This is a genomic window from Arthrobacter arabinosi (assembly GCF_054511115.1).
In genome coordinates, this window is record NZ_JBTNDF010000001.1 from 512625 (window position 1) to 533685 (window position 21061).

The 21061-nt window shown below is 70.8% G+C and carries 19 protein-coding genes; 4 read left to right on the forward strand and 15 right to left on the reverse strand.

From position 1 onward, the window contains the following. Positions 1 to 2: 2 nt before the first annotated feature. Positions 3 to 2048 carry a S9 family peptidase gene (locus ACX80P_RS02450; protein WP_459276436.1) on the reverse strand — a complete coding sequence of 682 codons (2046 nt, stop codon included), beginning with the start codon at positions 2046 to 2048 and terminating at the stop codon, positions 3 to 5. A 69-nt stretch (positions 2049 to 2117) separates the two neighbouring features. Here ACX80P_RS02450 and ACX80P_RS02455 point away from each other — a divergent pair, with 69 nt between their 5' ends. From ACX80P_RS02455 to ACX80P_RS02470, 4 genes are all read left to right on the forward strand, one after another. Then, the gene (locus ACX80P_RS02455; RefSeq protein ID WP_459276437.1) at positions 2118 to 2984 is read left to right on the forward strand and encodes a putative RNA methyltransferase; all 867 of its coding nucleotides are present in this window, start codon (positions 2118 to 2120) and stop codon (positions 2982 to 2984) included. A 102-nt stretch (positions 2985 to 3086) separates the two neighbouring features. Continuing rightward, positions 3087 to 3563, forward strand: a complete 477-nt coding sequence (locus ACX80P_RS02460; RefSeq protein WP_459276438.1) for an NfeD family protein — start codon at positions 3087 to 3089, stop codon at positions 3561 to 3563. Positions 3564 to 3637: 74 nt separating this feature from the next. Next, positions 3638 to 4570, forward strand: coding sequence for an SPFH domain-containing protein (locus tag ACX80P_RS02465; RefSeq protein WP_459276439.1), 933 nt, complete (start codon positions 3638 to 3640; stop codon positions 4568 to 4570). A 256-nt stretch (positions 4571 to 4826) separates the two neighbouring features. Beyond that, positions 4827 to 5174, forward strand: a complete 348-nt coding sequence (locus ACX80P_RS02470; protein ID WP_043445375.1) for an RNA polymerase-binding protein RbpA — start codon at positions 4827 to 4829, stop codon at positions 5172 to 5174. A gap of 69 nt (positions 5175 to 5243) precedes the next feature. On the opposite strand, the gene ACX80P_RS02475 is transcribed toward ACX80P_RS02470, so the two are convergent. The 14 genes from ACX80P_RS02475 to dop all read right to left on the reverse strand — a co-directional run bounded on the left by ACX80P_RS02475 (position 5244) and on the right by dop (position 21058). Then, entirely contained in the window at positions 5244 to 5969 is a 726-nt protein-coding gene (locus ACX80P_RS02475) for a polyprenol monophosphomannose synthase (RefSeq protein WP_459276440.1), read from the reverse strand. A gap of 404 nt (positions 5970 to 6373) precedes the next feature. Further along, positions 6374 to 8014 (reverse strand): amidohydrolase, encoded by a 1641-nt coding sequence (locus tag ACX80P_RS02480; RefSeq protein WP_459276441.1) that lies wholly within the window; start codon positions 8012 to 8014, stop codon positions 6374 to 6376. Between the two features lie 47 nt (positions 8015 to 8061). Beyond that, a complete protein-coding gene (locus tag ACX80P_RS02485; RefSeq protein ID WP_459276442.1) occupies positions 8062 to 10881 on the reverse strand; it encodes a DEAD/DEAH box helicase in 2820 nt (939 codons plus the stop codon). Positions 10882 to 10983: 102 nt separating this feature from the next. Continuing rightward, positions 10984 to 11769 carry a twin-arginine translocase subunit TatC gene (gene tatC, locus ACX80P_RS02490; RefSeq protein ID WP_459276784.1) on the reverse strand — a complete coding sequence of 262 codons (786 nt, stop codon included), beginning with the start codon at positions 11767 to 11769 and terminating at the stop codon, positions 10984 to 10986. A 68-nt stretch (positions 11770 to 11837) separates the two neighbouring features. Beyond that, complete coding sequence (tatA, locus tag ACX80P_RS02495; RefSeq protein ID WP_459276443.1) at positions 11838 to 12176, reverse strand: Sec-independent protein translocase subunit TatA; 339 nt, start codon at positions 12174 to 12176, stop codon at positions 11838 to 11840. A 38-nt stretch (positions 12177 to 12214) separates the two neighbouring features. Then, positions 12215 to 12577: a hypothetical protein gene (locus ACX80P_RS02500; protein WP_459276444.1), complete on the reverse strand. Its 363-nt coding sequence runs from the start codon at positions 12575 to 12577 to the stop codon at positions 12215 to 12217. A gap of 9 nt (positions 12578 to 12586) precedes the next feature. Continuing rightward, complete coding sequence (locus ACX80P_RS02505; protein ID WP_459276445.1) at positions 12587 to 14575, reverse strand: helix-turn-helix transcriptional regulator; 1989 nt, start codon at positions 14573 to 14575, stop codon at positions 12587 to 12589. A gap of 118 nt (positions 14576 to 14693) precedes the next feature. After that, the gene (locus ACX80P_RS02510) at positions 14694 to 15089 is read right to left on the reverse strand and encodes an FKBP-type peptidyl-prolyl cis-trans isomerase (RefSeq protein WP_459276446.1); all 396 of its coding nucleotides are present in this window, start codon (positions 15087 to 15089) and stop codon (positions 14694 to 14696) included. A 44-nt stretch (positions 15090 to 15133) separates the two neighbouring features. Further along, a complete protein-coding gene (locus ACX80P_RS02515; protein WP_459276447.1) occupies positions 15134 to 16108 on the reverse strand; it encodes an FKBP-type peptidyl-prolyl cis-trans isomerase in 975 nt (324 codons plus the stop codon). 190 nt (positions 16109 to 16298) lie between these two features. Further along, positions 16299 to 17660 carry a Pup--protein ligase gene (pafA, locus tag ACX80P_RS02520; RefSeq protein WP_459276448.1) on the reverse strand — a complete coding sequence of 454 codons (1362 nt, stop codon included), beginning with the start codon at positions 17658 to 17660 and terminating at the stop codon, positions 16299 to 16301. Then, entirely contained in the window at positions 17660 to 18403 is a 744-nt protein-coding gene (prcA, locus tag ACX80P_RS02525) for a proteasome subunit alpha (RefSeq protein WP_459276449.1), read from the reverse strand. The genes pafA and prcA overlap by 1 nt, the downstream gene beginning before the upstream one ends. 3 nt (positions 18404 to 18406) lie before the next feature. Next, positions 18407 to 19234, reverse strand: coding sequence for a proteasome subunit beta (gene prcB, locus ACX80P_RS02530; protein WP_459276450.1), 828 nt, complete (start codon positions 19232 to 19234; stop codon positions 18407 to 18409). 3 nt (positions 19235 to 19237) lie between these two features. Continuing rightward, a complete protein-coding gene (locus ACX80P_RS02535; RefSeq protein ID WP_459276451.1) occupies positions 19238 to 19444 on the reverse strand; it encodes a ubiquitin-like protein Pup in 207 nt (68 codons plus the stop codon). 39 nt (positions 19445 to 19483) lie between these two features. Next, entirely contained in the window at positions 19484 to 21058 is a 1575-nt protein-coding gene (gene dop / locus ACX80P_RS02540) for a depupylase/deamidase Dop (RefSeq protein WP_459276785.1), read from the reverse strand. Positions 21059 to 21061: the final 3 nt, after the last annotated feature.

Below are 21061 nucleotides of genomic sequence, written 5' to 3' on the forward strand. Positions count from 1 at the left end.
CCCTACCGCGACCCGGCGGCCGCAGGATTCGCCGTGGTCGGCAGGTACGTCGCCCACCAGCGCAGGATGTGCTCGAAGCGCTGCCTGCGGTGCCACGGCGACCCCGACCGGGACAGCTCGTGGGTCTCGCCCGGGAAGACGAGCATCTCCGTCTCCACGCCCTGCTTCTTCAGGGCGGTGTAGTACCGCTGGGCCTGCTCGATCGGGCAGCGCAGGTCCTCCTCGGAGTGGATGACGAACGCGGGCGTCCGCACGTCGGCGATCTTCGCGAACGGGTTCTGCCCCGCGACGTGCGCCGGATCCGTCCCGGTGTACGCCTCGGAGAAGAACCAGCCGATGTCGGACGAACCCACGAACGACGGCGGATCGAGATAGCCCCGCTCGACGATGGCCGCCTGGAAGCGGTGGTCGTTGGCGATGGTCCACGCGGTCAGGTAGCCACCGTACGAGCCGCCCATCACGCCGAGCCGCTCCTTGTCCAGGGCGTCGATGTCGGCGAGCGCGCCATCCACGTAGGCGAGGACGTCGTCGAGGTCGACGGTGCCCATCGCCTCCTTGATCACGCGCGCGTGGGCCTGGCCGTACCCGGAAGCGCCGCGGGGGTTGCACAGCAGGACCGCGTAACCGGCGGCCGCGTACACCTGGGCCTCGTCGAAGTACCCCCAGCCGTACTGGGCGAACGGGCCGCCGTGGATGACGAGGAGCACGGGGTGCGGCCCCTCGCCCTCGGGCAGGACGACCCATCCGTGCACGGGGGTGCCGTCGGGTGCGGTGTAGGTGCGTTCCAGGAGCCCGCCGACGCGGGTGTCGGAGCGGAGGGCCGCCGAGAAGTCGGACAGGACGCGCAGGGAGCCACCCTCGACGACGGCGACGTCGCCGGACGTCGAGGGGTCCGTGTATGAGACGACGACGGTGCTGCCGGTCGACGCCGCGCCGGTGATGACGGTGGGTCCGCTGACGAGGGTCTCGGACGGCCCGCCGGCGGTCACGCGCAGGAGCTCGCCCATCCCGCGGGAGCGGTTGAACACGAGCACGGAGTCCGGGCCGTCAGGGATGATCTCCTGGACGTCGCCGAGATCGACGGTCTCCGTATCGGTCAGGCGCCGCACGTCCTCGGGAGCGGCCAGCGGCAGGACGTACAGGGCGGTGTTGCGGGCCACGAAATCCAGGCCCGACGGCGAGAGGTCCGAGGCGAGGAAGAACAGCGAGGCGCCGTCGGCGCCCGGCCGCGGTGACCCGCAGCCGAGGCGCGTGTCCCCGCCGAGATTCGTCAGCTGCCGGGGATCGCCGCCGTCGAGGTCGACCGAGTGGATGTCGGTGACGAGCGTCGAGTCCGCGTCCGGCTGGAGAGCCGCGGTGAAGAAGATCCGGCGTCCGTCCGCGGAGAAGACCGGGTCCAGGTGATCGGCGTCGGCCGTGGTCAACCGGGCCGGCTTCGGGACGGCCCCCTCGTCCTCGAGGGCCCCGGGTCCGTCGGTGTGCTGCTGCTTGAGGCGGCCGACCGCCGTGACGAAGGGCTCCCCGTCCAGGTCCGGCACCGCCACGGTGAACAGCTGCGAGCGCTTGTCCGCGACGTAGCCGAGGCCGTTCATCCGGTACTTGTACTGCGTGACCAGGCGGGGGTCCTCGAGCCCGGCGCCGACGCCGTCGAGTGTCCCGTAGCGGCCGTGCTCCGGCACCCGCGCGGCGAAGACCACCGTCCGTGAGTCCGGGGAGATGTCGAACCGCGCCACGCCCAGCGGCTGGTCCGTCACCTGGACCGGCTCCCCGCCCGTGGCGCGCACGGCGAACAGCTGGGGTTTGCCGTCCGGTGCCGCCCGGAGGAACAGGAGGAGCTCACCGTCGGGCGAATAGCGGGGGGCGGTGTCGCGGAAGCCGCGCGTCAGGCGTCGGGGGGATCCGCCGTGGAGCGGGATCTCCCACAGCTGGCCGACGTAGGAATCGGCGCGGAAGTCCGGGCGGGTCGCCGCGACGACGAGGCGCGTCCCGTCGGGATGGAGCGTCGGGGCGTCGGTGGTGGTCAGGAGTTCTATCTGGTCTGGTTTCACCCTCCGATCAGACCCGAAATAGTGGCCTGAGTCAACGGGTGGACGGCGGGTGCTGCCTAGGATGGGACGATGCCCGCACTCCCCCAGCATCTCCTGACCTGTCCGGTCTGCGCGCTCGCGCTGCAGGACGCCGGCCGCACCCTGGCCTGCGAGGGTGGGCACCGCTTCGACGCCGCACGCCAGGGCTACGTCAACCTGCTGACGGGCAAGGGGTCCCCGTTCGAGGGGGACACCGCCGGCATGGTGGAGGCCCGGGAGGCGTTCCTCGGCTCCGGCCACTACGCGCCGCTGCGCCGGGCGGTGGTCGCGGCCGCCCTGCGGGACGCGGAGGCGCCGGCCGTGGCCCTCGACGCCGGGGCGGGCACCGGGTATTACCTCGAAGCCCTCGCGGCGGCGGCACCGGGGCTCTTCCCCGTCGCGCTCGACATCTCGAAGATCGCCCTCCGCCGCGCCGCGCGCCGCCTGCCGGGCGGCGTCAGCATCGTCTGGGACGTCTGGCGGACCCTCCCCGTGGCCGACGCCTCGGTGGACGTGCTCCTGAACGTGTTCGCGCCGCGGAACGCCGGTGAGTTCGTGCGGGTGCTCGCGCCCCGCGGCCGCCTCGTCGTCGTCACCCCCCGGCCCGGGCACCTGGCCGGTCTCGAGGAGGTGGGGCCACTGCTCGCCGTCCCCGCCCAGAAGGCCGACGACGTCCTGGCCGCCTTCGACGGCGCCCTCGTGGAGACCGCGCGGGAGGATCTCGACTACACCATGTCCCTCCCGCGGGACCTCGCCCGCTCCGCGCTCGGGATGGGTCCCGCCGCGCATCACGAGGGAGAGCGGACGGCGGAGGCCGCCGATCCGTCGGGCCCCCTGGAGGTCGCCGCGCGCTTCACCATCCAGGTCCTCGCGAGGCCTGACGCCCCGGCGGTCCCCGTCGACGGCACGGATGGGTAACAACTCCGCCTCCGGGACCACCGACCCTAGGTTCTGGGAGGCCCGTTTGCCATGATGGGATCAGCGCCGGTGCTTGTGCGCGCCAAGGGGAGGAATTGCTCGATGGACTGGATGATCGCCAACGGCTGGATCCTGTGGCTGGCCCTGTTCCTGGGACTGGCCGTCGTGGAGACCCTCACCCTCGATCTGCTGTTCATCATGCTCGCCGTCGGAGCACTGGCGGCCCTGGTGGCCGACGTCCTCGGCGCGGGGCCGGTCCTGCAGATCGTCGTCTTCTCCTTCGTGTCCCTCCTCATGATCCTGCTCGTCCGGCCGGTGGCGGTACGCCACCTCAGGAGGGGCCCGGCCGACCAGCTCAACAACATCGACCGCCTCGTCGGCGCCACGGCCATCGCCCTCGAACCGGTGACGGCGCACTCCGGCACCGTGAAGATCGGCGGCGACACCTGGACGGCGCGTTCGGCCGACGGCGCCTCCCTGCCGGCCGGCGCCAGCCTGGCCGTCGCGAGGATCGACGGCGCCACCGCCGTCGTGGGGCCCGTGCTCGAGCGTCCGGCCCCTCCGGCCGACGCCGCCTGACCGCACGCCGCCAGCTGTCCCGCTCTCCGGCCGAACGGCCGGTCGGAGCGTACCCACCACAACAAAGGGGAACCATGAACGGCTCCGCCGGAACGATCGGACTCACCCTCGTCCTGGTCGTCCTCATCATCTTCGTCCTGGTCGTCCTCGTGAAGTCCGTGCGGATCATCCCGCAGGCTCGCGCCGGCGTCGTCGAGCGCCTCGGCAAGTACCAGCGGACGCTGAACCCAGGACTCACCATCCTGATCCCGTTCGTGGACAGGCTCCTGCCGCTGCTCGACCTCCGCGAGCAGGTCGTCTCCTTCCCGCCGCAGCCGGTGATCACCGAGGACAACCTGGTGGTGTCCATCGACACCGTCGTCTACTTCCAGGTCACCGACCCGCGGGCAGCGACCTACGAGATCGCGAACTACATCCAGGCCGTCGAGCAGCTGACGACGACGACGCTGCGGAACGTGGTCGGCGGACTGAACCTGGAGGAGGCGCTGACCTCCCGCGACCAGATCAACGGCCAGCTCCGCGGCGTCCTCGACGAGGCGACGGGCCGCTGGGGCATCCGGGTGGGACGCGTGGAACTCAAGGCCATCGACCCGCCCCTGTCCATCCAGGACTCCATGGAGAAGCAGATGCGCGCCGAGCGTGACCGCCGCGCCGCCATCCTCACGGCCGAGGGCACCAAGCAGTCCCAGATCCTCACCGCCGAGGGCCAGCGCCAGGCCGCGATCCTCGCCGCCGAAGGCGACGCCAAGGCGGCGATCCTCCGCGCGGACGGCGAGGCGCAGGCCATCCACAAGGTGTTCGACGCCATCCACAAGGGCAATCCGACGCAGAAGCTCCTCGCCTACCAGTACCTGCAGACCCTGCCGAAGCTCGCCGATGGTTCAGCGAACAAGCTCTGGATCATTCCGAGCGAGGTCGGCGAGGCGCTGAAGGGCATCGGCAACGTCCTGGGCACCACCACACCCGACTCCCCCGCCGACGGGCCGGAGCTCACTGCCCGTCCGTGAGCGCGGGCCGGAGGGACGGGGCCACCGTCCGGGGGCCCTTCGTGGGCTCCCGGACTCTGCCTGTATAGTTAGCTGTTTATCCGTGCCCGCAGGAACAACCGTGCGGCACGTGGTGTTATGACAGACAGCTTCCGCGCCGTCCTCCCGACGGCGCGGGCCCGGCCCGGATCGGCGGCACGAGCCGGTCGGTACTTCCGGTGGAACAGCAGCGGCAACGGCCCCCGGCGACGAGGGCAAGGGTGACTAGGAGAACAACATGAGCGATCGCAGCCTGCGCGGCATGCGCCTCGGTGCGCAGTCGATGGAAACGGAGTCCGGCGTCGAGCCCGCTCCCCGGCAGCGTGTGGAGTACCGGTGCGAGGACGGCGAGCGGGTGTTCGTGACGTTCTCGTCCGAAGCGGACATCCCGGCGACCTGGGTCTCCAAGACCGGCAAGGAGGCCCTCCTGGTCGACGGCGAGAAGCCCGACACCTCGAACGACAAGCCTGTCCGCACCCACTGGGACATGCTCCTCGAGCGGCGTTCCGTCGAGGAGCTCGAGCAGATCCTGCAGGACCGCCTGACGATCCTCCGCGAGCGTCGCGGGGAGCGCCGGTCGGCCTAGGCCGGAGCCGCCTCCCACGACAGAAGGCACCCGCCACGGCGGGTGCCTTCTTCATGCCGTCGGCCGGTGTCAGCCCCGCCCGGTGAGTGTGGCCCAGCGCGCCCCGAGGCCCCATCGGGTCACGCTGGCGATGGCCTCGAAGACGATGTTCCCGCTCATCTTCGACACCCCCAGTTCCCGCTCCACGAAGGTGATGGGTACCTCGACGATGGTCAGGCCCAGGCGGGCGACCCTGAACGTCATGTCGACCTGGAAGCCGTAGCCCACGGAGTCCACCGCCGAGAGGTCCAGTGCCTCCAGCGTGGAGCGGCGGAACGCACGGAACCCGGCCGTGATGTCGCGGACGGGCAGGCCCAGCATGAGCCTCGAATAGGTGCTGCCGCCACGCGAGAGGAGTTTCCGGTGGAAGGGCCAGTTGACGACGCCGCCGCCGCCGACCCAGCGGCTGCCGATCACGAGGTCCGCGCGGTCCACGGCGTCGAGGAGGCTCTGCAGCTGTTCGGGCTTGTGGGAGCCGTCGGCATCCATCTCGACCAGGACGTCGTAGTCCCGCTCCAGGCCCCAACGGAAACCGGCGATGTAGGCCGCGCCCAGGCCCTCCTTGCCCTTGCGGTGCAGCACATGCACCTGGTCGTCGGCTGCGGCTGCACGGTCGGCGAGGTCCCCGGTGCCGTCCGGGCTGTTGTCGTCCACGATGAGTACGTCCGACGCCGGTACGGCGGAGCGCAGGCGGGCCAGGGTCACCGGCAGCGACTCGATCTCGTTGTAGGTGGGGATGATCGTGACGACTCGCACGCAGGGGGGCCTTTCCATCGGGATACGCATCGCGCAGGGGCTGCTCCGGACGCGGAGCCAATCTGCAAGTATAGGCGACGCGCCCGGGAGAGCAGTCGGGCAGGCCCCCACGCCTTCGTACCGGTGTCGCACGGATGCTGCCACCGTTCTCTACTGGCGTGGGGGCCTGCCCTTGACTGCCGGCTCCGACGGCACGGGCAACGCGCGCCAGGAGAAGAGGCCGATGCGTTGCGCTCTGCGGAGACCAGCCAGGTTCCCTCCCGAAGGAGTTCCTCTAACCCGTTCCCACGAGCTTACGTGCTGTGGAGGACGTGTCAACAACCCCCTGACCTGCGCGAACGCCCGTCGGTGCAGGTCAGGGGGGTGTTCCTTCCGGCGACGGATGTGGGGTGACGGCGTCCGCGTCAGGCGTCGGCGAAGCCCTCCGCGGCGTACAGGCGGTGCCCGTCGTGCACGGTTTCCAGGCACTCCGGCGCGTTCTCCGTATCGAGCGCCGGCAGCAGCGGGGTGCCCGCACGGGGGTCGGTGCTCCAGGACTGCACGCGGTTGTCCGGTGTCTGCACCATCAGCTCGTCGACCTTCCAGACGGCGAAGGATGCGGGGGTCCCCGGAGCGAGCTGTCCCATCATGGGACTGCGGCCCGCGAGCCGCCAGCCGGCGCGCGTGTGGGCGATGAACGCTGCACGCGCCGAGATGTTCTCGGAGGCGTTGCTGTGATTCAGGCACGCCCGCACCGAGGCCCACGGGTCGAGCGGCGTGACCGGGCTGTCGGAACCCAACGCCACGAGCACGCCCGCGGACAGGAGGGAGGCGAAGCGGTTCATCCCCGTGCGCCGCTCCCCCAGCCGCTGGTCGTACAGGCCGTTCCCGGCGCCCCAGAGGGCGTCGAAGGCGGGCTGGCCGCTGACGGCCACGCCGTAGTGCACGAGGGCGGCGATCGCGGCGTCGTCCGCGAGCTCCACGTGCTCCAGCCGGTGGCGGGCCCGCCGGACCTCCTCGACGCCCAGGTCCTGTGCGGTCCGCTCGAGACCGCGCAGGACGACGTCGAGCCCCGCGTCCCCGATGACGTGGAAGCCGGCCTGGACCGTCTCGGCGGTCGCCGCGAGCAGATGGGCGGCGACGTCGTCCTCGCCCAGGTAGAGCGTGCCCCGGCTTCCCGGCGCGTCGCTGTACGGCTCGCGGAGCGCGGCGGTGCGGGAGCCGATGGATCCGTCCACGTTGAGGTCCCCCGCGAGGCCCGCCAGGCGTCCGCCGAAGCCCTGCATGAGCTCCCGCACCCCCTCCCGCGAACCGGCCAGCTGCGCCCAGTAGGGGATGACCTCGGGCAGCGGCTGGTCGCGGCCCGGACCGTCGATCGAGAGCAGCGTCTCGAGGTCCTCCCGGGGCGCGATGTGCGGGGCGGCCATCTCCGTCAGAGCCACGTAGCCGCGCGAGGCGGCGTGGAGCAGCGCCGCCTGCTGGTACGTGCGCCGCTGGTCCGGCGTCAGGCTGCGGGTTGCCTGCCGCGCGGCCTCGTGGGCGTCCCTGACCACGAACCCGTCGTCCCAGCCGTCCGTGTCCGCGAGGCCGAGGCCTGCCGCCAGGGTCCCCGAGACGGCGGCGGAGTGGATGTCGGCGCGCACGAGGTAGACGAGGGCGCCGCGCCCGGCGCGGTCGAGTTCACCGGCGGTCGGCACCCGCTGCTCGGGCCACCGGGACTCGTCCCAGCCGAAACCGAGGATCGTGGAGGCCCCGGAGGAGGCCGCCGCGGCCACCGCGTCGAGCAGTTCCCGCAGCGACCGGCACGCCGTCAGATCGATCGAGCCGAGGGCGACGCCCGTCTCGGTGGCATGGGTGTGCGCGTCGACGAACCCGGGAGCGACCAGCGCGCCGTCGAGGTCCACGGTGCGGACGTCCGGGCCGGTGAGGTTGGCTGCGGCGTGCTCCGTACCGACCCACGCGACCATGCCGCCGTCCACGAGCATGGCGGTGGCGAAGGGGTCGGCGGGGCTGTAGACGGAGCCGTTGCGGTACAGGACGGGCGTGTGGCGCTCAGGAAGTGGCATGGCGGTGCTGGGAGGCTTTCTGTGGAGGGCGTGTCCGGCGGCGGAGACTACTCACTGATGTTCGAGTATGCCACCACGCCCCGACGGACCAGGGCGATCGCCCGCTTGCACGTCTGCTGCAGGGTCCCGGGCAGGTCCGGCACCTTCGCGAGCTGGTCGAGGAGGTCGATGACCTGCTTCGACCAGCGCACGAAGTCGCCCGCTGCGAGTTCCGTCCCGCTCAGGGCGGCCTGCAGGGACCGGCCCTGCGCCCACTTGAACATCGGCCACACGAGGGAGAGCTCCGGTTCGCCCGTGACGGGGAGCCGGTGCTGTTCCTCGACGTCGTTGAGCTGGGACCACCGGCGGATGATCGTCTCGACCGAGCCCTCCAGGGCCACGCTGGGCATGACGGGGCGCAGGCCGCGCTCCTCCCGCTTGGCCTGGTACACCAGCACGGTGATGACCGCGGCGAGCTCGGCGGCGTCGAGGTCGCTGAACGCGCCCTCCTCGATGCACAGGGCGATCAGGAGGTCCTTCTCCCCGTAGATCCGGCGGAGCTTCTGGCCGGAGGCGCTGACGACGACGCCGTCGTCGGTGTAGTCGAGGTAGCCGTAGTGCCCGAGGACCTCCGAGACGCGGTCGAAGGTCTTGGCGATGGTGTTGGTGCGGCCGCGGATCTGGCCGGCGAGCCTGTCCGTCTCGCGGCGCAGCTTCCCCCACCGTTCCGCCCAGCGGGCGTGCTGCTCGCGTTCGCTGCAGCCGTGGCACGGGTGGGCGCGGAGACGGCGCCGCAGGTCCGTGATCGCGCGTTCCTCCGCGGCCGCGGACGCCGAGTACCCGGCGGACACCCGGTCCGCGCCCCGGCGGGGCGGCCGATTCTCCTGCAGCGCGTTCCGGAGGGACGAGGTGAGGTCGCGCCGGTCCTTCGGGCTGCGCGCGCTGAAGTGCTTCGGGATGCGGATGCGGGAGAGGACCTCCACCGGCCCGTCGAGGTCCTGCACGCCCACCCGGCGGATCTGCGTCTCGAGCGTGAGGACCGTGGGCCGGGGCTCCCGGGACGTGTCGCCGTCGAGCACCACCGCGAACCCCTGGCTCCGCCCGCCGGGGACGTCGATCACGTCTCCGGGGCGCAGGGACTCCAGGGAGGACTCGGCCGCGGATCGCAGTGTGCGGGACCGGTCGCGGGAGGCCCGGGACTCCAGCTCCGTCAGTTCCCGGCGCAGGTTCGCGTACTCACGGAAGTCGCCGAGGTGGCACGTCATGGACTGCTCGTAGCCCTTGAGGGATTCCTCGCGGCTGCGCACCTGCTTCGCGAGCCCGACCACGGAGCGGTCCGCCTGGAACTGCGCGAAGGAGGTCTCGAGGATCTCCCGGGACCGTTCCTGCCCGAACTGGGCCATGAGGTTGATGCTCATGTTGTAGGTCGGGCGGAAGCTCGAGTTCAGCGGGTAGGTGCGCCGGGAGGCGAGGCCCGCCACGGCTCCCGGATCCGTGCCGGGCTGCCACAGGACGACGGCATGGCCCTCGACGTCGATCCCGCGGCGTCCGGCCCGACCGGTGAGCTGCGTGTACTCCCCCGCCGTCACGTTGACGTGGGCCTCACCGTTGAACTTGTCCAGCTTCTCCAGCACCACGGTGCGGGCGGGCATGTTCACGCCGAGGGCGAGGGTCTCGGTGGCGAACACGGCCTTGACCAGGCCCGCGGCGAACAGCTTCTCGACGATCTCCTTGAAGGTGGGGAGCATCCCCGCGTGGTGGGCGGTGAAGCCGCGGATGAGACCTTCCCGCCAGGTCCAGAAGCCGAGGATCTCGAGGTCGTCCCGGGGGATGTCCATGGTGGCGGCGTCGACGGTCTCGCTGATCTCGTCGCGTTCGTCCTCCGAGGTGAGCCAGAGCCCGGCGTGCAGGCACTGGGTGACGGCCGCCTCGCAGCCGGCCCGCGAGAAGATGAACGTGATGGCAGGCAGCAGGTCGGAGCGGTCCAGGGCCGAGATCACCTGCGGCCTCGTGGCGCGGCGGACCATCGTGGTGGGCGGACCGCCGCGGCCGTTGCGCTGCTTGCCGCGCCGGCCCCCGGCGCCCCAGCCCGCGCGCTGGTTCAGGCGGATCTCGCTGCTGGCCAGTTCGAGCAGTTCGGGGTTCACGTCGTACTGGTCGCGCGCGCCCGCCTCGGCCCCGGCGGGCGCCGCCTCGTCGAAGGCGATGTCGCCGGCGAACAGGTCCACCAGGTCGTGGCCGACCATGACGTGCTGCCACAGGGGGACGGGCCGGTGCTCGGACACGACGACGTCGGTGTCCCCGCGCACGGTGTCGAGCCATGCCCCGAACTCCTCGGCGTTGGAGACGGTGGCGCTGAGGGACACCAGTTTCACCTCGGTGGGCAGGTGGATGATCACTTCCTCCCACACGGCGCCCCGGAAGCGGTCGGCGAGGTAGTGCACCTCGTCCATCACCACGTACCCGAGGTTGTCGAGGGTGTCCGAATTGGCGTACAGCATGTTGCGCAGCACCTCGGTGGTCATCACGATGACGTCGGCGTCACCGTTGATGCTCGTGTCCCCGGTCAGCAGGCCCACGCGGTCGCTCCCGTGCACGGCGGCGAGCTCCGAGTACTTCTGGTTGCTGAGCGCCTTGATGGGCGTGGTGTAGAACGCCTTGAGGCCGTGCTGGAGCGCCATGAAGACCGCGAACTCACCGACCACCGTCTTGCCGGCCCCGGTCGGTGCCGCGACGAGCACTCCCCTGCCGGCCTCGAGTGCGGTGCAGGCCTCCCGCTGGAACGGATCGAGCTCGAACTCGAGGGTCTGCTCGAAATGGAACAGCTGGGTCCGGGAGTGGTCCGTGCGGGCCCTTGCAGCTGCGTATCTCTCCGCGGGGGTACTCATCATTCCACCCTAGACGTTCGGCAGGAGTCGGGCACGCGGAGCCGCCACGGCGCGGCCCGTCCCGGACCGCCCTTGCGGGGGCGCGTCCCGCCGTGCCGCGGCCTAGAGGGCGTCGAGGGGGGTGGCGGTGCCCGCGGAGGCGTCGACGGCGGCCTCGCGGGCCGCGGTGCGGCGGGCACGGCGCTTGTCGTTGAGCAGGCACAGGCCGATCGCGAGGAAGAACAGCACCAGCAGGGGAACAGCGAGGTAGAACATGCTCATGGCGTCCGCGCCGGGTGCCGCCATCGCGGCGAACAGGCACACGAGGAACACGGTGATGCGCCAGGCCTTGAGGATCTGCCGGCCCGAGACCAGGCCCACCATGTTCAGCCCGACCAGGACCACGGGCAGCAGGAACGCGATCCCGAAGGCCAGCATGAGCCGCAGCACGAAGGTGAAGTACACCGAGACGCTGATGTAGTTGGAGAAGTCCTCGGGCGTGAACTCGGTCAGGACGCGCACAGCGTTGGGCAGGATCATCCACGCCAGCCAGATGCCGGCGAGGAACAGCGGGAACGCGACCGCGATGAACGCCAGCGCGATCCGCCGCTCCTTGGTCTTCAGCCCCGGGGTGATGAACGCCCACAGCTGGTACAGCCAGACGGGACTGGAGAGCACCAGGCCCAGGAACACCGACACCTGGATGAGGAGGTCGAACGGGGAGGCCGCACTGTCGAAGTTCAGCGACGCCGTGCGGCCCTCCTGCTCATTGATCGCGATGATCGGGGCGGCCAGGGCGCGCAGGACCGGCTCGTAGACGAAGAAACCCGCGACGGTCGCCACGATGACCGCGATCGCGGACTTGACCAGCCGGTTGCGGGCCTCGCGCAGGTGCTCCTTCAGGGCCATGCGCCCCTCGGGGTTGGCCTTCCTGCCACGCTTGCGCGCCGATGCGGATGACACGGAAGAGCTCCGGCCTACGGGGTGGTGTGCGAGCTACCGCCCTGCTGCGGGGGGCTCACCCGGCCCTCGGCGCCCGAGACCCGGGCATCACCGGGCTGCTGCGCCTGCGGCTGCACGGGCGTCTGGTAGGTGGGGGTGTACGTCTGCGGCGCAGGGTTCGTCACGACCCGGCCCGCCACGGGATCGCCGACGGTCTCCCCGGTGTTGTTCTCGTCCTTCATCTGCTTCACCTCGGACTTGAAGATGCGCAGGGACTGCCCCACGCTCCGAGCCAGTCCGGGCAGTTTCGGAGCGCCGAACAGCACGATCGCCAGAACGATGATGATGACGATATGCCAGCCTTCGAGCCTCATGCCATTTTCCTCTCGTTGATCCCCCCGATGATTTTAGATCACAGGTGAGGCATGTCCTGCAGGAGCTGCGGCTGTTCACGGGCGGCCCGCGTGGCCACACGCCGCGCACGCCGGTCGTCGACGCGGCGGGTCTTCGCCAGGTCCCTGGCCGCGCGGACCGTGTCCGGGGCCGAGAAGACGGCCGGGACCGGGATGCCCGGCAGGCCCGGACGGGGTGCTGCCACGCCGTCCTCCGCGGTGCCGCCGGGAGGGGCGTTCACCTGCAGGCGGTCCATCGCTTCCCCGAATTCACCGAGTGTTCGCATGCCGCGGCGGAACACGCGGAAGCCGACGACGACGAGGAAGATGACGCTGACGGCCACCAGCGCAACCCACAGCACGATCCACATCCACCAGAGCATGGTTCCAGTCTAGGCCAGTGTCTGGTGGGCTCGGGCTGCCTCGAGCCACCGGAGGGTCTCCTCACGCAGCGCCGCAGGCGCGACGACGGCTGCCGACCCTCCGAGGCCCGCCACGAGGCCGGGGATCCAGGCGCTGGAGGCCACTTTGAGGCGCGCGGCGAGGCGGTCCTCGCCGAGTTCCAGCACGGCGTCCGCGTTGTACTGCGCCGCGATCCAGCGGGCCCGCGGCTCGAGCAGGAGGGTGACGGCGTGGTCGGCGGCCCCGGAGCGGTAGGGCGCGACGGCCTGCCGGTCCCGGGCCAGGAACTCCTCGTCCAGATCCGCGGTCGCGGGCTGGTCCGTCAGGGTGGCCCGCTGGATCCGGTCCAGCCGGAAGTTCCTCAGACCGTCGGAGTCCACGCTCCACGCCTCGAGGTACCACGTGTCCTGGTGCAGGAAGATCCGCACCGGTTCGAGCAGGCGGTGCGTGATCTCGTCCCGGGTCGGCACGAAGTAGTCGACGTCCACGCGCACGTTCGACTGCAGGGCGGCCTGCAGCACCTCGAGCGTCGGATCGACGTCGTCCTCCGTGAGTTTCGTGGCCACGGCCGTTCCGATGCGCGCGGCGTCCCCGGCCGCGGCGGTGAGCTTGGTCTGCGCGCTGACGATCGCCTCGTTGTTCCTCATGCCGGGGAGCTCGCGGAGGGCCTGCAGCCCCACGATCAGGGAGCACGCCTCGTCCATGCTGAGCTTCACGGGCTCGGCGAGGTCGCGGGCGTTGGAGAGGTAGATCCTGTCGTCCTCGATGTTCACGTCCATCAGGGCGTCGGGGTAGTGGCGTGGGCCGCTGACGAACAGCAGGTCGAGGTCCTTCGTGAGCTGGCTCTCCGTCACGTCGAACCTGCGCGCGGTCTCCCCGACCTCCGCGCCCGGATGCGCCAGGAGGTACGGGACGAGGTCGAGCAGGCGCAGCAGGTGGTCCTGGGAGGAGGACTTGCGCCGGGGCGCCGGGCGGGCGCTCCCGGTGACCTCGAGGTGCTCGGGCGCCGCGAGGGCCGCCGCGTGGGCCCCTTCGAGGAGCCGGAGGACCTCCGCGGCCAGTTCCTGCGGACTCTCGACCCTCGCGTTCGTTCCCAGCCCCGCGATGGTCGCGGCCATGGGGCTCGACGCCGCGTACGGCACCCGGAGGGTGTCCCACTCCTCCCCCGTCTGCACGATCTCGGTGTCCTTCCGGACCCGCAGCACCTGGCAGGAGCCGGGACGGGCCGCGACGACGGCGGTGCGGTCGGGTTCGCTGCGCGACAGCGAGGAGAGCGTCCGGTTCATGTCGAAGGTCGGCGGGACGTCGAACGTGCCCTGCAGCATGACGGGCTCGCCGGTCATGCGCGAGAGGCGGAAGAAGCGCTCGGCCTTGCGGGTGGTGTCGAAGCCGACGACGTACCAGTGGCCGAAGCGTGCGCCCATCCCCCACGGGTGCACGGTGCGCACCTCCTCCCGTCCCGTGCTCGCGGCCCGGTACGGGAACCGGAGGGGGGTGCGCGAGGTCAGGGCCTGCCACACCGTGTCCCAGTGGGGCGCATCCGTGGTGATGCGAGGCTGGATGAGCGGCGTGAGCTCGATGCCCCCGTCGATGCTGCGGGAGCTGAGCTTGCGGAGGGCGCGCGACGCCGCGGAGTCGAGCGAGCCCTGGTCCCAGACGCCCGCGGCGAGGTTGAGGACGGCGTACTCCTCCGGCAGGAAGGTCACGCCGCCGAGCCGGTAGTCCTCGGCGCTGATCCGGTACCGCTGCACCGTGTTGTCGTTGTCGAACAGGGTGTCCTCGCTGAAGGATTCCAGCGGGATGCCCTGCTCGCGCAGCGCCGCCTTGTCGCGGTCGAAGAGCTTCTCGCGGGCCGCGACCGACGTCGCCTCCCGGTACAGGTCGATCTCCTCGAACAGCTCCTCCTTCGTGAACCCGCGGCGGCTCGACAGGAGCATGATCACGAGGGTGAGGAGGCGTTCGGTACGTTTTGCGGACACGGTGAAACCCTACCTTCACGGGAGCGGCGGAAGGGACGTACCCCGACCGTGGTCGACGTACGTCCCTTCCGTGTGGTGGTGCCGGGCACGGCCGGCTTCCGCGGCCGTGCGGGTGGTGCTAGCGGACGCCGAGCAGGTCGACGACGAAGATCAGCGCCTCGTTGGGGCCGATCGCCGACCCCGCGCCGCTGGCGCCGTAGGCGAGGTGGGAGGGGATCTCCAGGCGGCGGCGGCCGCCGACCTTCATGCCGAGGAGTCCCTGGTCCCAGCCCTGGATGACCTGCCCGACGCCGACCTTGAAATCGAGCGGGGCGCCTCGGTTCCAGGACGCGTCGAATTCCTCGCCCGTGGAGAAGGCGACGCCGACGTAATGGGTGGAGACGGTGTTGCCGGGCTTCGCCTCGTCGCCCGTGCCGGTGATGAGGTCCTCGATGACGAGTTCGGTGGGGACGTCGTGGGAGGGGAAATCGATCTCGGGCTTCTGCCGGTCGAATTCGCGGTGTCCGAATGACATGGGTGCTCCTTGGGGTCGGTGGGTGGGTGGTGGGCGGACCGGCGCTATTCCGCGGCGGTCTTGCCGGTGATCTCGACGTAGAACACGAGGGTGCCGGAGGGGCGCCCCTCGGGGGCGGGGTCGCCGTAGCCCCATGCTCCGGGGATGACCAGGAGGACCTGCGAGCCGACCTTCTGGCCGGCGAGGCCCTTGGTCCAGCCCTCGATCACTCCGGTGAGCGGGAACTCGGCGGGCTCGCCGCGCTCGTAGCTGGAGTCGAACTGCTCGCCGTCCTCCCAGCGCCATCCGCTGTAGTTCGCGCTGATGGTGTCGGCCTCGGTGACCTCCTCGCCCGTGCCCTCCTTGAGCACCTTCACGACGAGGTCCTCGGAGGGCTCGTTGTCGGGGATGGCGACCGTGGGTGCGCCCTTGTCGTCGAAGGTGAACGTGGGCAGCTTGCCGTCGTCGTCGAGCGTCTTGACGTCCTCGGGCGAGAGGACCTCGGGCTCGGGCGGCGGCTGCTCGGCCGAGATGACCTTCAGCACGATCAGCTGTTCCGGGGTGGCCTCCTGGCCCTCCGCGGGCTCGGGTGCCGGGCGGGTGTACGCCACCTGCGCGCCGACCTTCGAACCGGTCAGCACCTCGTAGAGTTCGGCGTCCTGCTCCTTCAGCGTGTCGTCGACCGGGAGGACCCGGGGGTCGCCCTGGCTGTACGTGTCACCGAGGACCTCGCCGTCCTCCGCGTTGAGGGAGACGAGCTGGTACCGGACCTGCTCACCGGCTTCGATGGCGTCCCCTTCCCCCTCCACGACGGTCCTCGCGGCCACGCCGGTGATGTCGAGGGGTTCGTCGAACTCGACCGTCGGCGCGGCGTCGTCGGATCCGCCCGACACGGCGACCGATTCGAGGATCTCGGCGGCGCCGGCGGACGTCCCCGACGACTTCCCCGACGAGTCGCCCGTCAGGTCGTCCGTCGTCGGCCCGCCGCACGCTGACAGGGCCAGCGTGAGCGCAAGGGAGGTTGTGAGTACTTTTCGCACGGAACTACTTTCGGGTTGGTGTCCAGGCCGGGCCGCCCGTGGAACAAAGGGCCCTGACAAGCCTAACGGCTCGGGCGGCACGGTTGCTCCTGTGAATGTCCTGTCAGCGCCCCGTCGGCACCCGGCCGGCGTCGCGGAGGCGAACTCGCGTGCGCGGCGGACAAGGACGTCGCCGGCCACCGGCGTCGGCTCACAGCTGCTGCAGGAGGGCCTCGACCCGCTCGTCGACGGAGGTGAAGGGGTCCTTGCACAGGATGGTCTGCTGCGCCCTGTCGTTGAGCTTGAGATGCACCCAGTCCACGGTGTAGTCGCGGTTCGCCTCCTTGGCGCGCCGGACGAATTCACCGCGGAGCCGCGCCCGGGTGGTCTGGGGCGGGATGTCCACCGCCTCCTTCACCGCCGTCTCCTCGACGACGCGGGCGGCCTCGCCCCTGGCCTGGAGGAGGAAGAACAGGCCGCGCGTGCGGGAGATGTCGTGGTAGGTGAGGTCGAGCTGGGCTGCCTTCGCCGAATCGAGGTCCTCACCGGATCGCGTCAGGTACCGGTCGATGAGCTTCTTCTTGATCGCCCAGTCGACCTCGCGGTCGACGCGCGAGGTGTCCCCCGTCTCCACGGCGTCGAGCACGCGCTCCCACAGGTCGAGGACGGCGGGCACGTGCTGGTTGTGTGCGCCGGCCTGCTCGACGAACGCCGTCGCCCTCGCCAGGTACTCGCGCTGCATCTCCAGCGCGGTCATGGAGCGCCCGTTGGCGAGTTTGAGGAGCTGGCGGCCGGTGAGGTCGTGGGAGATCTCCCGGATGCTGCGGATCGGATTCTCCAGGCGGTAGTCGCGCATCAGCTCGCCCGCCTCGACCATGCGCAGCAGGAGGTCCACGGAGCCGATCTTGAGCAGCGTGGTGGTCTCGGACATGTTCGAGTCGCCCGCGATCACGTGCAGCCGCCGGTAGTGCTCGGCGTCGGCGTGCGGCTCGTCCCTGGTGTTGATGATGGGCCGGGACCGGGTGGTGGCGGAGGAGATGCCCTCCCACAGGTGGTCCGCGCGCTGGGAGAACGCGTAGATGGACCCCGTCTGCGTCTTCAGGACCTTGCCGGCCCCGACGAGCAGTTGCCGTGTCACGAGGAACGGGATGAGGATGTCCGCGAGCCGCGCGAATTCGAGCCTGCGCGGGATCAGGTAGTTCTCGTGGCTGCCGTAGGAGTTGCCCGCGGAGTCGGTGTTGTTCTTGAAGAGGTAGATGCGCCCGTCGTAGCCCTCCTGCACCAGTTTCCGCTGCGCCTCGGAGACGAGGTCCTCCAGGATCAGCTCGCCCGCGCGGTCGTGGGCGACGAGCTGCGCGAGGTCGTCGCACTCCGCCGTCGCGTATTCGGGGTGGGACCCGACGTCGAGGTACAGCCGGGAGCCGTTCGTCAGGAAGACGTTGGAGGACCTCCCCCAGCTGACGACCTTGCGGAAGAGGTAGCGGGCAACCTCCTCCGGGGACAGCGGGCGCGAGGTGGCCCCCGAGTAGGAGATCCCGAACTCTGTCTCTACCCCGAAGATGCGCCGGTCCATCAGCTGTCCTGTCCCCGTCGGAGCATGGTCTCGAGTTCGGGCACGCCGATCCTGCGGAACGCGCGGTGGCTGCCCCGCAGGGTGTCCGGGTCGCGTTCGAGGAACGCCACCTCGAGGACCGACGAGTCGAGGGCTCGGACCTCGGGCCGGTCGCCGTCGGACGGGACGTGGGGGGCGGCGTTCGCGAGGGCCCGGGCGGCGGCCCGGACGCCTCCCGCCAGGTCCACGTCGGCGGACCAGGTCCCGCGGAGGGCACCGACGACGGCGTCGGCGGCACCGCCCATGACCACGAAGCCCGCCTCGTCGGCGATGGAGCCGTCGAACGTGAGCCGGTACAGGTGGTCGGCCTCCTGGGTACGCCCCACCTCGGCCACCACGAGCTCCACCTCGAAGGGCTTGCTCTCCGCCGTGAACACCGCGCCCAGGCTCTGCGCGTAGACGCTGGCCAGGCCGCGCGCCGTGACGTCCTCGCGCGCGTAGGAGTAGCCGCGTACGTCGGCGTAGCGCACCCCGGCCTGCCGGAGGCTCTCGAACTCGTTGTACTTGCCGACCGCCGCGAAGGCGATGCGGTCGTAGATCTCGCCGAGCTTGTGCAGGGAGGGCGACGGGTTCTGGGCGACGAGGGCGATGCCGTCCCGGCAGCTCATCACCACGACAGATCGCCCGCGGCCGATGCCCTTCCGCGCGAAGTCCGCGCGGTCCTTCATCAGCTGCTCGGGCGAGACGTAGAACTGCTGGGTCATGGCCTAGGCCTCCCGGCCCGCAGAGGAACGGGCATCGATGATGGAATGCGCGGCCGCCTCGAGGTCGCGCTCGGGGACGCGGCGCGTGCCGGCCGCGTCCACGACGTAGACCACGGGCCACAGGGCCCGAACGGTGTCCGGCCCGCCGGTCGCGGAATCGTCGTCGGCGGCATCGTAGAGGGCTTCGACGGCCACGCGGACGGCGGACGCCTCGTCCAGGCGCGGGCTCCACAGCTTCTTCAGCGCCCCGCGGGCGAAGCCGGAGCCCGACCCGACGGAGTGGTGTTCGTGCTCCTCGTAGCGACCGCCCGTGACGTCGAAGGAGAACAGGCGCCCCACGTGCCGGTCCGGATCGAAACCGGCGAACAGCGGCACGACGGCGAGGCCCTGCATCGCCATGGAGAGGTTCTGCCGGACCATGGCGGCGAGGCGGTTGGCCTTGCCGTCCAGGCTCATCATGGTCGCCTCGATCTTCTCGTAGTGCTCGAGCTCCACCTGGAAGAGCCGGGCCAGGTCGATGCCGATGCCGGCGCTCCCGGCGATCCCGAGGACCGAGGACCGGTCCGCGGGGAAGACCTTCTCGATGTGCCGGCTGGCGATCACGTTGCCCATCGTGGCCCGCCGGTCGCCCGCCATGAGCACCCCACCCGGGAACGTGAGGGACACGATCGTCGTCGCGTGCGGGGCGAGATGGGAGGCGTCCGCGGATGGCGTCACCGGCCCGAGGGTCCGGTTCGACGGCAGCAGTGCCGGATGGTGCGCGCCCAGGTAGTCGGCGAAGGACGTCGAGGCGGCCCGGGGGACCGCTGCCGCGGCATCATCCGGGAGCATCCGCTACTGGCCGCCCTTCTGCACGAAGCCGCGCACGAATTCCTCCGCGTTGGATTCGAGGACGCCGTCGATCTCGTCGAGCAGGTCGTCGACGCCCTGGGTCTGGCCGGAATCCTGTGCGGCCGCGGGAGCGGCGGGAGCGGGGTCGTGGACCTCCTCCTCCGCTGCTGAGGACGATGCGCCTGTGTTCCTGCGGTCCTGTGTCGCCATGATGTCCACCCTTTCGTCGTCGGTTCGGAGATCAGGTTCCTATGGTGCCACGCGGCGATCCGGGTCGCTCAACAATCGGGCGAGGAAATCCTCGGCGTCCGCCGCCGCCTCGAACAACGCCCCGGTGAGGTGGGCCGTGCCCCGCAGCGGTTCGCGGGTCTGGACCCGCTGCAGCCTCCGCTGGCCCGGGAGTTCGAAGATCAGCGAGTCCCAGCTGGCTCCCACCACTTCGGCCGGGTACTCGGCGATGCACCGGCCGCGGAAATAGGCGCGGGTGTCCCGGGGCGGTTCGACGGCGGCCCGCGCGACGTCGGCGGGATCGACGAGCAGGTCGACGTCGCCCCGGCGTGCCAGCCGCTGGTAGATGCCCTTCTCGGACCGCAGGTCGGCGTACTGCAGGTCGACGAGCGCGAGGCGGGAATCCGTCCATGCCAGCCCGTCCCGCGCCCGGTACGCGTCGAGGACCTTCAGTTTCGCGATCCAGTCCACCTGGCGGGCGGCCTCCATCGGGTCCCGCCGCAGCGTCGCGAGCAGCGACTGCCAGCGCTCGACGACGTCGCGCGTCTGCCGGTCGGCGTCGGCGGGCAGGGCGGACACCACCGCGTCGCAGTACAGTTCCTGCAGCGCGAGCCCGGTCAGGCTCCGCCCGTCCGTCAGCCGGACCTCCACGGTCAGGGAGGGATCGTGGCTGATCGCGTGCAGCGCCCCGACGGGGTCCTCGAGCTCGGGCGCGGGTGCGAGGCCCCGCTCGATGAGGGAGAGGACGAGGGCGGTGGTGCCCAGCTTCAGGTAGTTGGACACCTCGTTCAGGTTGGCGTCGCCGATGATGACGTGCAACCGGCGGTATTTCTCCGCGACGGCGTGCGGCTCGTCCCGCGTGTTGATGATCGGGCGCCGGACGGTCGTCTCGAGGCCGATCTCGTTCTCGAAGAAGTCCGCGCGCTGGCTGATCTGGAAGCCGGGGTCCTGGTTCAGCGGGCCGAGGCCCACGCGCCCGGCGCCGCAGATCACCTGGCGGGAGACGAAGAAGGGGATCAGCACCTCCGCGATCTTCGAGAAGGGCACGCCGCGGGGAACGAGGTAGTTCTCGTGGGAGCCGTAGGAGACGCTCTTGTTGTCCGTGTTGTTCTTGTAGAGGATCACGGGTGAGAAGCCGGGGCTCGTCCTGATGCGCTCCATCGCGGCGGAGGCCACGTGGTCCCCCGCACGGTCCCAGAGGACGGCGTCGAGGGGGCTCGTCACCTCCGGCGAGGAGTACTCCGGGTGGGCGTGGTCCACGTAGAGCCGCGCCCCGTTGTTGAGCACGAGGTTCATGAGGACGGCCGCCTCGGCCGGCTCGGCCGGCTCGCCGCGCTCGAGCGCGATCTGTTCCGCGGTGAGCTCCGGGGGCTCGTCCGTCAGCTGGCTCGGATGGGCGTTCCCGCGCTCCATCCTGAAGCCCCGGGCGTCCGTCAGCGGCGTCTCGTCCGTGTAGTCCCAGCGGGTGCCCACCAGGTTGCCGAGCCCTTCGCGCAGCGTGGCCGCGTAGGCGTTGACCACCTGCGAGGACAGCAGCGTCGGGTTCGCCGACGGGAGCGCGGGCGCGATGATGCCGTACTCGGTCTCCGTGCCCATGAC